The sequence below is a fragment of the Stackebrandtia nassauensis DSM 44728 genome (genome assembly GCF_000024545.1).
GTDB classification, from domain to species: Bacteria; Actinomycetota; Actinomycetes; order Mycobacteriales; family Micromonosporaceae; genus Stackebrandtia; species Stackebrandtia nassauensis.
This window is the reverse complement of sequence record NC_013947.1, coordinates 1,806,179-1,818,235: the sequence shown is the minus strand read 5'-3', so window position 1 is coordinate 1,818,235 and position 12,057 is coordinate 1,806,179. Positions and strand designations below refer to the sequence as shown.

The following is a 12,057-nucleotide window of genomic DNA, read 5'->3' as shown; positions in this document are numbered from 1 at the left end:
GGTTCCTTTGCCAGGAGACGGAAAACTCACTTCCGCCACTATGACATCATAATGACGCAACACCAAGCCAGACCCAAGAATAATGACGTCATGTGTGCCATCAGCAACTGATTCCAGTCAGGCGTTATCATCGCCATATGGCGATTGATTCTGTCCCCTGCATGAGCGCCGAGATCGAGGCCGGGGTGCCTCCGGCGGCGGCCCTGTTCCACTCGCTGTCCGACGAGACCCGGCTGCGGATCGTGCAGTACCTCGCCACCGGCGAGGCCCGCGTGGTCGACCTGACCGAGCGACTGGGACTGGCGCAGTCCACGGTGTCCAAACACCTGGCCTGCCTGCGGGACTGCGGACTGGTGAACTCCCGCGCCGAAGGACGGCAGTCGTTCTACTCGCTGACCCGCCCGGAACTGATGGACCTCCTGATCGCCGCCGAGGGCGTGCTGACCGCGACCGGTCACGCCGTGGCGGTGTGCCCCACGGACGCCACTGTGGAGACGCCGTGACGGCCCTCGCGCCGCTGACCCCGTCGCGACGCGAGCGGCTGAACCGGCGCAGTCTGCGGCTGGCCTATGCCACGGTCGGCTACAACGTCGCCGAGGGCGTCGTGGCCATCATCGCCGGCGCCGTCGCGTCCTCCACGGCCCTGATCGGTTTCGGCATCGACTCCGGCATCGAGGTCTCCTCGGCGACCGTGGTGATCTGGCAGTTCCGCTCCACACTGCCCGAGGCCCGGGAACGCTTGGCGCTCAAGCTGATCGCGGTGTCGTTCTTCGCGCTGGCGGCCTGGGTCGGCTTCGACTCGGTCCGCTCGCTGCTGGTGGGCGAGGCCGCCCAGCCCTCGGGGGTGGGCATCGGGTTGGCGGCGGTCTCGGTGGTGGTGATGCCGCTGTTGGTGTGGGCCAAGCGCCGCACCGGCCGCGAGCTGGGGTCGGCCAGTGTGGAGGCCGACTCGACCCAGACGCTGTTGTGCACGTACCTGTCCGCGGTGCTCCTCATCGGACTGACGCTCAACGCGGTGCTCGGCTGGTCCTGGGCGGATCCCGCCGCGGCCCTGGTGATCGCCGCCGTCGCCGTCCGCGAGGGCGTGCAGGCGTGGCGGGGCGAGGCTTGCGACGACTGCGCCGCCCCCGGCGCGGAGCAGGCCTGCCAGGACGGCTGCTGCTGAGCGCCGTCACGCGGCTTTGACCAGTGTGGGCAGTTCCCGCATCGTCCGCAGCGGTGAGGCGAACAGCAGCAGCCAGCCCAGCGCCAGCCCGGCCGAGCCGACCCACAGCGCCGCCCGCACGGTGCTGGCCTCGGCCAGCAGCCCCGCCGCGAGTGACCCGACGGCCAGCGCCCCGGTGATGAGGGTCCGGAAGGTGCCGTTCATGCGGCCCTGCAAGCGATCGGGGGTGGTGCGCTGCCGGATGCTGGTCTTGAGGACGCCGTCGACGCCGACCTTGAACGTCGCCACCAGCCAGCCGCCCAGGCCGAGCCACAGCATCGCGCCCCGGTCGATGAACGGCACCAGCAGCACGAAGGGCGTGCAGGTGGCGCCGACGATCCACAGCGCCCGGCCGTGGCCGAGTCGGGCGCCCAGGCCCCGGGCCGCCAGTGAACCGGCGAAGACGCCGATGCCGCCCACCGCCAGGAACCCGCCGAGCCAGGCTTCCGGCAGCCCCAGCTCGACGATGAACAGGATCGGGATCATCGTGACGATGACGCGCAGGCACACGTTCGCCCACGCGGACTCGATCGCGATGACCCGCAGGTGGCCGTGGCCGAACACGTGGGACAGGCCCTCGCGCATCTCGCGGCCGAGGTGGCGTCGCCGTACCGGTTCGGGGCGGGGTTCGGGGCGCCGGATCAGGCCGATGAACACCGCCGACCACAGCAGCGTCAGCGAGTTGACCGCGATGGCCAACGGGGCGGTGGCCAGTTGCAGCAGCAGGCCACCCAGGCCGCGGCCGGAGATCTCGGCGACCGCGTTGACACTGTGGAGGGTGGAGTTGGCGGCCAGCAGCCGGTCCCGGCCGACCAGGTGTGGCAGGTAGCTCATCGCGGCGATGTCGAAGAAGACGGTGGCGATGCCGGTCGCCAGCGCCACCAGGTACAGCTGCGCGAGAGTGAGGGCGTCGGCGGCCCAGGCCAGCGGGATCGAGGCGAACAGGACGGCGCGCACGACGTCGGCGGCGATCATGACCCGGCGGCGCCGGATCCGGTCCAGCCAGGCTCCGGCGGGCAGTCCGATCAGGAGGAAGGCCGCCGGTCCCAGCGCGCCGAGCACGCCGACCTCGGCGGCGCTGGCGTCCAGGGTGGTCAGCGCGAGGACGGGCAGGACGAGGTAGCTGACCTGGACGCCGAGTTTGCTGACGCTGTCGGCGGCGAAGACGAATCGGAAGTGGCGGTCGCGGAACAGCGACGGGGAGCGTGGGGGTGCGGTCATGACGGGAACGGTAGGTCCGCCGCCTGTCTAGTGTCGATGGATTCAGTCTGTACTGAATCCGAGCAGCGAAACGGGCCCCGCGGAGTTCCGCGGGGCCCGAGGTTCTCCCGGTGGTTCGCGCTTCCTACTCGAAGCTGATGGTGCTGTCGAACAACCAGATGCGGTCGTCCTGGCTCTCGGGCTGGACCTCTTCGCCGTCGCCGTTGGTCACCGACTGAAGGGCGTAGGCGCCGTCCAGGTCGTCGGTGCGGGTGAACAGGACCGAACCCTCGTCGGTGCCGACGTAGGAGACGGTCGCGCCGTCGTCGCCCGGCTCCAGGAAGTCGTCGGCGGTGGCCCAGGTGGCCTGGTCGACCTCACCGGTCGGGTCGAGCTCGTTGTCGCCCTGCCACTCGGCGGTGGCCTCGGCGGTGTCAGCCCCGAACTCGCCGTCGATGTCGGCGACGGATGCCAGGTAACCGTCGGCGACCAGCACCGACTGCCACAGCACCACCAGGTCGGTCCCAGAGGAGTTGTCGCAGTCCTCACAAAGGACGTCGGCCTCGCGCTCGTGGTCATTCCAGTCGTCGTTGATGTTCCCGAAACCGTCGACGAACTCGACCGACTTGTTGGTCGGGTCGGCACCGGCGATACCGGCGATTCCCGCGACACCTCCGGCGATCAGTGCCACAGCACCGACTCCCACGGCGACCTTCAGTTTGCGATTGCGCATCAGTTGTGCCCCTCGGGTTGTTGTTGTCCTTCAGCAATAAAGACGTCAGAACACCCGGAAAGGGTTTACGCGAAAAAGGGCCCGGCGAAAAATCGCCGGGCCCCAGACAGGAGTCTGACCGTCAGTCCTCTTCGACCAGAGTGTTGCTGGCCTTGGACATGTAGAGGTACTTGCTTCCGCTCGTGTCGTCCCAGGAGGCGTCGTCGTACACGCCCACCCTGATGAGGTCGTAGTTGCCCTTGTCCTCGTCACGCGCGAAGGTGAGGAAGCCGCCCAGTTCCTCGTCACCACCGAAGTAGTAGACGGAACCGTCACTGTCCACATTCATGTTGTCGTCGGCGGCCGCCCAGGTCTTGCTGCCGACCCGACCGTCGGAGTCGAGGTCGTGGTCGGACTGCCACTCCTTGGTGGCCTCGGCGGTCCTGTCACCGAAGTAGCCGTCGATCTCGGAGCCGGGCAGGTAGCCGTCGGCGGCCAGGATCGACTGCCACAGCAGCACCAGGTCGGTGCCGCGCGAGTTGCCGCAGCCGTCGCACAGGGCGCCGACCTCCTTGGCGTGGTCACTGAAGTCGTCGGTGACCTTGCCGAAACCGTCGACGAACTTGGCCGCCCGCGCCGGGTTCTCGGCGTTGGCGAAACCCGCCACGCCCACGACACCACCGGCGATCAACGCCGCGGCACCGATGCCGACGGCGACTTTCCACTTGCGATTGCGCACGGGTGATTCGCTCCTATTCGGCGGCGGTGAGCTTGATGCTCTCTTCGAAGATCCAGATGTAGCCTTCGCCGCTCGCGTTGGCGTAGGTGGCGCCCGCGGGGTCGGTCACGTCGAGCAGGTCGTAGGTGCCGTCGTCGGGGTCGCGTTCCAGGTTGACGCCGCCCTGCTCGTCACCGGGGTAGAAGACGTCGTAGCCGTTGTCGCCCAGTTCCAGGTAGTCGTCGGCGGTGGCCCAGGTGGCCTGGTCGACCTCACCGGTCGGGTCGAGCTCGTTGTCGCCCTGCCAGGCGGCGGTGGCGTCGGCGGTGGCGGCGCCGAAGTCGCCGTCGATCTCGTCGAGACCGAGGTAGCCGTCGGAGGCCAGGATCGACTGCCACAGCGTCACCAGGTCGGTGTCGCTGGAGTTCTCGCAGCCGTCACAAAGGACGCCCGCTTCGCGCTGGTGGTCGTTGAAGTCGTCGTTCACGTTGCCGAAGCCGTCCACGTACTCGACGGCCTTGGTGCCGGGGTCGGCCGAGGCGATTCCGGCCACGCCCGCGACACCACCGACGACCAGCGCGGCGGCGCCGACGCCCATGGCGATCTTGCGTTTGCGGTTGCGCATTCTGTTCTGCCCCTAGGGTTGGGTTTTTCTGGGAATGTCCCGGCGGTGACGCCGGCACAGTTGCGTAGGGATCGTTATTCGGTGGTCCAGGTGACGGTTTCCTCGAACAGCTGGACGCCCTGTTCGTAGGAACTGTTGAACATCTCGTAGCCCTCGGAGGTGACCACGACGTTCATCCGGTACGCCCCGGTGGCGTCGGTGGCGCGACCGAACTGGACATTGCCGTCGGTCTCGCCGTTGTAGATCGGGTACTCATCGCCGAGTTCGGGATCCGGCTCGAGGTAGTCGTCGGCCAGGGTCCAGGAACCGTTGCCGACCCGGCCGTTGGCGGTCAGGCCGCGATCGGCCTTCCACTGCTTGGTGGCCTTGGCGGTCGCGGGACCGAAGTAGCCGTCGATCTGCTCGTCGGTGAGGTAGCCGTCGGCGGCCAGAATCGCCTGCCACAGGTGGACGAGGTCGGTGCCCTGCGAGTTGTCGCAGCCGTCGCACAGGACTCCGGCCTCGCGGTGGTTGTCGCTCCAGTCGTCGTTGATGTTCCCGAAGCCGTCCACGAAGGTCGTGGACTTCGCCGTCGGGTCGGCGTTGGCCAATCCGGCCACGCCCGCGACTCCGCCGACGATCAGTGCGGCGGCACCGATCCCGGCCGCGATCTTCCACTTGCGATTGCGCATAGACGTGTCCTCTGCGGTCGGCCATGGAGCCCGGGTTGTTCCGGGCTCACGGCGGACCACGATACTGAGTACACTGAACGACTTCTTAACTCGCGCTTAATTTTTGGGCCATTTCGAACATGGACGGTCACACCGTGTACTTCGGACGGGGCGTTTTGACGGTGCTGGTCCGGATTCAGGACGGTTTGTGAGCTCGCACAATCGCCGAGTGCATGCCGTCGGTGACCTCGTGGGTGGGCGTGATGCTGATCTGGCCGAAACCGGCCGCCGCCAACTGTTCCCGGTACTCCTCGAAGGACAGTGCCCCGGCGATGCAGCCGACGTGCCCGCCGCGCGCGGCACGGTCGGACGGCGACAGGGTGTCGGCGGCGACGACGTCGCTGAGGCCGATGCGACCGCCCGGACGCAGCACCCGCGTCATCTCGGCGAACACCGCGGGTTTGTCGGTCGACAGGTTGATGACGCAGTTGGAGATGATGACGTCGACGCTGGCGTCCGGCAGCGGAACCTCCTCGATCTCGCCCCTGAGGAACTCCACGTTGGTCGCCCCCGCCTTGCTGGCGTTGGCGCGGGCCAACTCCAGCATGTCGTCGGTCATGTCGAGCCCGTAGGCCCGGCCCGTCGGGCCGACGCGTTTGGCCGACAGCAGTACGTCGATCCCGCCGCCGGAACCCAGGTCCAGCACGGTCTCGCCCTCGGCCAGGTCGGCGACCGCGACCGGGTTGCCGCAGCCGAGGCTGGCGGCCACCGCCGCGTCGGGCAGTGAGTCCCGGTCGGCGGCGGCGTAGGCCTCGGGGCCGAAGAAGTCGAGGTCGTCGGTGGTGGCGGGGCCACAGCAGCCTCCGCCGCCCTCGTTGACCTTGCGGGCCGCGGCGGCGTAGCTTTCCCGCACCCGCTCCCGCAGCGCGACGGGATCGGTGGGCTCGGGGATGGCGGTCGGGCCACAGCAGCTGGTGTTGTCGATGGTCGTCATGGTGTTCTCCTCGGACGAAACACTATCTAGATGGTTGTCTAAACAGCTGTTGAGGCGAGGCTAGCACTCTGATTCGATAGCTGTCAAAATAGCGGCATGGCCGATCCGACGCTCACCGCACCGATCCCCGTCTCCTGCTGCGCCCCGCTGGCCGAGACCGCCCTCGACGACGAGCGCGCCGTCGGACTGTCGGCGATGTTCAAGGCGCTCGGCGACCCGGTGCGGCTGCGGCTCTTGTCGCTGATCACCTCGGCCCCCGACGAGATCTGCGTCTGCGACCTCACCGGTGCCTTCGACCTGACCGGCGCCACCATCTCGCATCACCTCAAGGTGCTGCGCACCGCCGGGCTGGTGGACTGCGAACGTCGCGGAACCTGGGTCTACTACTGGCCGCTGCGCGACAACCTGCGCAAGCTTTCGGCGCTTTTGGACAGTCCGGTCGGCTAGCCGTGCCGCTGGTCGGCACCGGTGTGACGGGTTCCATCGTCCGGAACCGCCGTGCCGGGCGCGTCGCGATGCGAGACTACTGGCGTCAGTGACTTGACGACCAGGAAGGCCGGGCACGCGATGACCAGCGCACCGAACATCACCTTGAACAACGGCGTCGAGATGCCGCAGCTCGGACTGGGCGTGTGGCGCGCCAGTGACGACGAGGCCCGGCGTTCCTGTGTCGTGGCCATCGACAACGGCTATCGCAGCATCGACACCGCGTCGCTGTACAAGAACGAAGAGGGTGTCGGGCGGGCGGTCGCCGAGTCGGGGGTCCCCCGTGGGGACCTGTTCATCACCACGAAACTGTGGAACAACGACCAGGGTTTCGACGCGGCGTTGAAGGCCTTCGACGCGTCCCTCGACCGGCTCGGCATGGACTATGTGGACCTGTATCTGATCCACTGGCCCGCTCCCGGCCAGGACCTGTACGTCGAGACGTGGAAGGCACTGGAGCGCGTCTACGCCGACAAGCGGGCCCGCGCCATCGGCGTGTCCAACTTCCACGTGTCGCACCTGGAGCGACTGGCCGCCGAGTGCGAGATCGTCCCGGCGCTGAACCAGATCGAGCTGCACCCGTACCTGCCGCAGGCCGAGCTGCGTGGATACCATGCGGCGCACGGCATCCACACCGAAGCCTGGCGTCCAATCGGGCAGGGCGGCGAGCTGTTGGTGGAGCCGGGCCTGATGCGGGTCGCCGCCAAACACGGCAAGTCCGTCGCCCAGGTGGTGCTGCGCTGGCACATCCAGCTGGGCAACGTCGTCATCCCGAAGTCGGTGACGCCGTCGCGGATCGTCGAGAACATCGACGTCTTCGACTTCAGCCTCGACGAGGCGGACATGGCCGCGGTCGCCGCGCTCGAATCCGGGCGGCGCATGGGCATGGACCCCGACGAGTTCGGGGCCTGAACTAAGACGGCGCGCCGTTCGATGAGGACGGCGATGCCGTCGAGGATGCGCTCCAGCCCGAAGCCCAGCGCGTTGTCGCGTCCGTCCGGCCAGGTGCCGTCCATCATGGCCGCCCGCAGCGCCGGGAACCGGTCCGGGTTGTCGCCCATCGCGGTGCCCAGCAGGCCGAGGAACTCGGCTTCGGTCATCGTCGGCGCCACCGACAGAGTCTGCTGCGCCAGTGATCGCAGGTGCCCGGAGACCAGTTCGATGGCGTCGAGGCGTTCGGCGCCCGAGAGCCCGGAATCGGCCAGCGTGGCGACACCGGCGTCCATCCAGCCCAGTTCCGACGGACCGATGGGCCGCAGCCCGATGGTGGCGCCCAGGACCCACGGATGGGCCGCGAACCGCTCCCACAGCAGCCTGCCCCAGCGGTCGAGCCGGGCACGCCAGTCGCCGGTCGCGTCGTCGCCGCCGGGCGGCGGTCCCATCGCGTGATCCACCATGAGCTGCGTCAGCTCGGCCTTGCCGGGCACGTAGCGGTACATCGCCATCTTCGTCACGCCCAGGTCGGCCGCGACCCGCTGCATGGACACTGAGGACAGTCCTTCGGCGTCGGCGATCGCGATGGCGCTGGCGAGGATCCGCTCGCGGCTGAGGCTCGGCTTCGGGCCGCGGCTGGGCCGCGCCTCATCACCCCACAGCATCGCCATGGCCCGCGCCTGCCTGGTCACGTCGGTGGATTCGCTGTCGCTCACACATGCTCCTGTCTCGGACTTGACACCAGCATAAAACTGTGTCTATCGTATACGTATTAGTTTCCACTAGACACAGTTTCTTGGGAGTACCGATATGACCACCCCTCGCACCGTCCTGATCTCCGGCGCCGGAATCGGCGGTCCCGCCCTGGCCTACTGGCTGGCCCGCTACGGTTTCGCACCGACCGTGGTGGAGATCGCCCGCGAGCTGCGCACCGGCGGCCAGCCGGTCGACTTCCGTGGCGAGACCCATCGCACCGTGCTCACGCGCATGGGCATCTGGGACGACCTGCAGGCCACCGACACCGGGGGCAGCCCGTTCTCGTTCGTCGACGAGACCGGACGGCAGCTGGCGGCGCTGCCGGGCGAGTTCGCTGGTGGCGAGGTCGAGATCCGGCGTGGCGACCTGTCCCGGCTGTTGTACGAGCGCACCCGCTCCTCGACCGAGTACCTGTTCGGCGACTCGATCACCCGGCTGACACAGCGCGCCGACGGTGTGGCCGTCGAGTTCGCCTCCGGGACGCGGCGCCGGTTCGACCTGGTCATCGGCGCCGACGGCGTCCACTCGAACGTGCGGCGGCTGACGATGGGACCGGAGTCGAAGTTCGTCAAGCAGTTCGACTACTACGTCGCGTTCTGGTCGCTGCGCAACGACTTCGACGCCCCGCCGATCACGACCATGTACAACGTCCCCGGCAAGGTCATCGGCGTGGCCGCCGACGCGGCCGACCCTGCCCGTGCCTACGCGACCGTGTTCTTCGCCTCGCCGCCGCTGGAGTACGACCGCCACGACCCGCGGCAGCAGAAGGACATCGTGGCGCGGCAGTTCACCGGTGTCGGCTGGCACGCGCCCCGGCTGCTGGCCGGACTGCGGGAGGCCACCGACCTGTACTTCGACGGCATCGTCAAGGTCACCACTCCACAGTGGTCGAAGGGGCGGACGGCGCTTCTGGGCGACGCCGCCTACGGCGCCACGATCGGCGGCATGGGCGCCGGAACCTCCATGGTGGGCGCTTACACGCTCGCCGGGGAACTGGCGACGTCCGGCGGCGACCACCAGGCCGCGTTCGCCACCTACCAGGAGCGTCTCGCCAAGTACGTGCGCAAATGCCAGCGCGGCGGCGAGGGCGCCGGACGGTTCTTCGCGCCGCGCGGCAAGTACGGTCCCTGGCTGCGCAACCGGATGTTCAACTCGGCGGCCTTCATGAAGTGGATGCTGAAGATCGCCGATTCGCAGGCCGAGAACGTCGAGCTGCCCGACTATCCGGCGCTACTGCGCGGTTCGGCCGCGACGACTCCGTAGTGGACCTCAGCGCAGCCGCTGGGCCATATCGGACAGTACTTCGTCCAGCAGATTGTCGGACGCGCCGATCTGCTCCCCGGCCCAGCTCCAGCCGAAGTCGTGCTCGGTGCCGTCGTGCAGCGTGACCATGGCCCGGATCGGACTGTGTTTCAGGATGCGGACCCGGCTGAACTCCTCGAAGGGCAGCCAGCGGGCGTCGGGGCGGGACGCCAGTCCCTTGACGCCGTCGGCGGCGGTGAGCAGCAGTCGCAGTCGCTTCTCGCCGTCGTCGGTGGCCTTGGGGCAGCCCAGGAACAGCAGTCCCTCGTCGGTGACCACCAGGTCGTGCGGTCGGCCGTCCAGTTTCATGTTGGCCAGCGCCCCCTTGGCGCGGGCGGTGTCGGCGTCGGCGACGGTGGTGCCGCCGCTGGCCCGCTCCAGGTCGATGCCCGCCTTGGTCAGGCCGCCCAGCACGTCAGGCACCGAGGCGCGGTCGGCCTTGGCCAGCGCTCCGGCCAGTACGCCGGGGTCGAAGCCGGTCCCGTCGGGTGTCTCGAGCACCGTCGCGCTGTCCCAGTCCGCGGTGATCCGGACGGCTCCACTGTCGAGGGCCGCGGTCAGGATCAGGGCGTCGTAACCGCCGTCGGGGAAGTGGGCCCGCTCCAGCCGGGACCGGACCGCCTCGCCGCCCTCGGCGCCGATCGCCCGCAACAGTGAGTCCAGTGTGGCCTCTTCGGCCCGGGTGACCCGCCGGATGGCGCGGTAGGCCGCCTCGGCCTGACGGCGCCAGTGCGGCAGCAGCGACTGTTCGACGTAGTCGTGCCACTGCGGTTCGGTGGCGGTGTCGTCGCTGTCGACCTCGGAAGGCTGTGGTGGCATGGCGGGAACTCTAGGGGGTCGGCGACTCGGCCGCCGGGGCCATAGGTCCCTTGACGACTCACCGGGCCGTGACCACTCAGATGAGTACCGGGGTGAGGTCCGGGTCGGACATATCGGGATCCAGCGGATACATCGGACGGTCGACGTGCCGGTGGCCGAGCCGCACGATGTGCTGGTCGACGCCGCCGGGACTCAACGCCAGCACCCAGCCGGCGGCGGCGTCGAACAGGTCCGGCACCAGATAGCCGATCTTGACGACCGTCAGGTCCACCTTCGCGGGATCCAGTCCCAGGGCGGTGAAGTCCTCGATGTAGTGGAAGGCCTTGCGGCGGCTGGTGAGCACCGCCGACACTCCCCCGCTGACGACCACGGCGATGGTGCCGCCGTCGGCGTCGTCGACCAGGTTGACCACCCGGCCCTTCAGCGACAGCGTGTCGCCCCAGCCCAGCGCCCCGCCCACGGCGCACTCCACCTCGCCGTCGATCCCGGCCTCGGCGCAGGCGACCACGGCGTCGGGGGCCACGACGCTCACCCAGATCGCCGAAGCCTCGCCGGTGGCCAGCTCGGGGGTGGCCAGCAGCCTGCCCAGGAAGTACGGGACGTCGTCGGAGCCACCGGCGGTCGGGTTGTCGCCGGAGTCGGACACGAAGAACGGCCGCTTCGGCGAGGCCAGCGCCTCGGCGATCGCGGTGTCGGCGTCGGTGGCGCGGGTGGAGAAGTCGAACTCGGCCCGCGCGTCCCACCAGGCGCGCGCCAGTTCGGCCGCCTTGGCCTGGATCAGGTCGGTGTCGGTGCCGCTGACCACCACGGCGGCCTGGCAGCGCGGCTCGTCCGCCCACGCGTAGCCGATCCAGATCGCGGCGTCCACGACCCCGTCGCACGCCTCGATCGCCGGGAGCATCCCGTACAGCCGCTTGGCGGGATCGTCACGCGTGCATGCCTTCTCGCCCGGCAGCAGCACCGGCACGGTCACCCAGGCGCGGCGCGGCCGCACGCCCGCGTCCAGACATTCGACGAGTTTGGACTGTGCCCGCGCCATCGTCAGCTTCCAGTCCTCGTGCGGCGACATCCGGTGCGAGGTCAACAGATCCACGTTGTCCACAAGGGCGCGTGACACGTTGCCGTGCGGGTCCATCGAGGCCGAGACGAGCACGTCGGGGCCGACGACGCGCCGCACCTCGGCCGCCAGCCGCCCCTCGGCGTCGCGGCGTCCGTCCACACTCATGGCGCCGTGGATGTCGAGATAGACCCCGTCCAGCGGCTCGGCCTCGTGGGCCCGCCGCAGCCGGTCCAGGAACTCGGTGGCGATGTCGTCGTAAAAGGCGGCCTCGACGGCACCGCCGGGCATGGCGCGGGCGTGCACCAGCGGCAGCCAGCGCGCCGACTCCGGCAGGCTGTCGTAGCGGTTCAGCAGGTCATCACCGCGGGTCACGGCGAAGTCGCTCGGCCCGGCCAGGTTCGGCGAGAATGTCGAGCTCTCGATGTGTATGCCACCAACCGCGATACGCCACTTACGTTCACCCATGGGCGGCAGCTTACGGTCCACCTGGGCCCCGATCAATACTCGGGCGCGGCCACGCTCCTCACAGTGTCCTTTGCACACCCGTTTTGGGGTCTTTGGTTGGGTTCTATTCAGGTGGGTAAGGAGAAGGATGAGT

The 12,057-nt window shown here is 68.8% G+C and carries 13 protein-coding genes and 1 pseudogene; 5 read left to right on the top strand and 9 right to left on the bottom strand.

Features of this window, described 5'->3' with window-relative positions:
* The first annotated feature begins 137 nt into the window (after positions 1–137).
* Entirely contained in the window at positions 138–503 is a 366-nt protein-coding gene (locus tag SNAS_RS08530; RefSeq protein ID WP_041624673.1) for an ArsR/SmtB family transcription factor, read from the top strand.
* Entirely contained in the window at positions 500–1,165 is a 666-nt protein-coding gene (locus SNAS_RS08525) for a cation diffusion facilitator family transporter (protein ID WP_013016998.1), read from the top strand. Before SNAS_RS08530 ends, SNAS_RS08525 begins: the two co-directional genes overlap by 4 nt.
* 6 nt (positions 1,166–1,171) lie before the next feature.
* On the opposite strand, the gene SNAS_RS08520 is transcribed toward SNAS_RS08525, so the two are convergent.
* From SNAS_RS08520 to arsM, 6 genes are all read right to left on the bottom strand, one after another.
* Positions 1,172–2,425: an MFS transporter gene (locus tag SNAS_RS08520; protein WP_013016997.1), complete on the bottom strand. Its 1,254-nt coding sequence runs from the start codon at positions 2,423–2,425 to the stop codon at positions 1,172–1,174.
* A gap of 124 nt (positions 2,426–2,549) precedes the next feature.
* Positions 2,550–3,137, bottom strand: coding sequence for a peptidoglycan-binding domain-containing protein (locus SNAS_RS32555; protein ID WP_013016996.1), 588 nt, complete (start codon positions 3,135–3,137; stop codon positions 2,550–2,552).
* 121 nt (positions 3,138–3,258) lie between these two features.
* Entirely contained in the window at positions 3,259–3,855 is a 597-nt protein-coding gene (locus SNAS_RS32550) for a peptidoglycan-binding domain-containing protein (protein ID WP_013016995.1), read from the bottom strand.
* A gap of 13 nt (positions 3,856–3,868) precedes the next feature.
* Positions 3,869–4,459, bottom strand: a complete 591-nt coding sequence (locus SNAS_RS32545) for a peptidoglycan-binding domain-containing protein (RefSeq protein WP_013016994.1) — start codon at positions 4,457–4,459, stop codon at positions 3,869–3,871.
* Between the two features lie 74 nt (positions 4,460–4,533).
* Positions 4,534–5,130, bottom strand: coding sequence for a peptidoglycan-binding domain-containing protein (locus SNAS_RS32540; protein WP_013016993.1), 597 nt, complete (start codon positions 5,128–5,130; stop codon positions 4,534–4,536).
* Positions 5,131–5,305: 175 nt separating this feature from the next.
* The gene (gene arsM / locus SNAS_RS08495; protein ID WP_013016992.1) at positions 5,306–6,103 is read right to left on the bottom strand and encodes an arsenite methyltransferase; all 798 of its coding nucleotides are present in this window, start codon (positions 6,101–6,103) and stop codon (positions 5,306–5,308) included.
* Between the two features lie 96 nt (positions 6,104–6,199).
* Between arsM and SNAS_RS08490 the strand changes: the two genes are divergently transcribed.
* Positions 6,200–6,550: an ArsR/SmtB family transcription factor gene (locus tag SNAS_RS08490; RefSeq protein WP_013016991.1), complete on the top strand. Its 351-nt coding sequence runs from the start codon at positions 6,200–6,202 to the stop codon at positions 6,548–6,550.
* 120 nt (positions 6,551–6,670) lie between these two features.
* Positions 6,671–7,501, top strand: coding sequence for an aldo/keto reductase (locus SNAS_RS36590; protein ID WP_013016990.1), 831 nt, complete (start codon positions 6,671–6,673; stop codon positions 7,499–7,501).
* Between the two features lie 86 nt (positions 7,502–7,587).
* Here the strand turns inward: SNAS_RS36590 and SNAS_RS37530 are convergent.
* A pseudogene (locus SNAS_RS37530) lies at positions 7,588–8,187 on the bottom strand (TetR/AcrR family transcriptional regulator); the annotation flags it as partial.
* Positions 8,188–8,332: 145 nt separating this feature from the next.
* Here SNAS_RS37530 and SNAS_RS08475 point away from each other — a divergent pair.
* On the top strand, positions 8,333–9,541 hold the full coding sequence (locus SNAS_RS08475; RefSeq protein WP_013016989.1) for an FAD-dependent monooxygenase: 1,209 nt from the start codon (positions 8,333–8,335) through the stop codon (positions 9,539–9,541).
* A gap of 6 nt (positions 9,542–9,547) precedes the next feature.
* Here the strand turns inward: SNAS_RS08475 and SNAS_RS08470 are convergent, their stop codons facing one another.
* Positions 9,548–10,399, bottom strand: a complete 852-nt coding sequence (locus SNAS_RS08470) for a hypothetical protein (RefSeq protein ID WP_013016988.1) — start codon at positions 10,397–10,399, stop codon at positions 9,548–9,550.
* 76 nt (positions 10,400–10,475) lie between these two features.
* Complete coding sequence (locus SNAS_RS08460) at positions 10,476–11,924, bottom strand: M81 family metallopeptidase (RefSeq protein WP_013016987.1); 1,449 nt, start codon at positions 11,922–11,924, stop codon at positions 10,476–10,478.
* Positions 11,925–12,057: the final 133 nt, after the last annotated feature.

What these genes read in the sequence shown, in the direction of transcription:
- SNAS_RS08530 (WP_041624673.1), top strand. Translation starts at nt 138, where the DNA reads ATGGCGATTGATTCTGTCCCCTGCATGAGCGCCGAGATCGAGGCCGGG.
- SNAS_RS08520 (WP_013016997.1), bottom strand. Translation starts at nt 2,425, where the DNA reads ATGACCGCACCCCCACGCTCCCCGTCGCTGTTCCGCGACCGCCACTTC.
- SNAS_RS32555 (WP_013016996.1), bottom strand. Translation starts at nt 3,137, where the DNA reads ATGCGCAATCGCAAACTGAAGGTCGCCGTGGGAGTCGGTGCTGTGGCA.
- SNAS_RS32545 (WP_013016994.1), bottom strand. Translation starts at nt 4,459, where the DNA reads ATGCGCAACCGCAAACGCAAGATCGCCATGGGCGTCGGCGCCGCCGCG.
- SNAS_RS32540 (WP_013016993.1), bottom strand. Translation starts at nt 5,130, where the DNA reads ATGCGCAATCGCAAGTGGAAGATCGCGGCCGGGATCGGTGCCGCCGCA.
- arsM (WP_013016992.1), bottom strand. Translation starts at nt 6,103, where the DNA reads ATGACGACCATCGACAACACCAGCTGCTGTGGCCCGACCGCCATCCCC.
- SNAS_RS08490 (WP_013016991.1), top strand. Translation starts at nt 6,200, where the DNA reads ATGGCCGATCCGACGCTCACCGCACCGATCCCCGTCTCCTGCTGCGCC.
- SNAS_RS36590 (WP_013016990.1), top strand. Translation starts at nt 6,671, where the DNA reads ATGACCAGCGCACCGAACATCACCTTGAACAACGGCGTCGAGATGCCG.
- SNAS_RS08475 (WP_013016989.1), top strand. Translation starts at nt 8,333, where the DNA reads ATGACCACCCCTCGCACCGTCCTGATCTCCGGCGCCGGAATCGGCGGT.
- SNAS_RS08470 (WP_013016988.1), bottom strand. Translation starts at nt 10,399, where the DNA reads ATGCCACCACAGCCTTCCGAGGTCGACAGCGACGACACCGCCACCGAA.
- SNAS_RS08460 (WP_013016987.1), bottom strand. Translation starts at nt 11,924, where the DNA reads ATGGGTGAACGTAAGTGGCGTATCGCGGTTGGTGGCATACACATCGAG.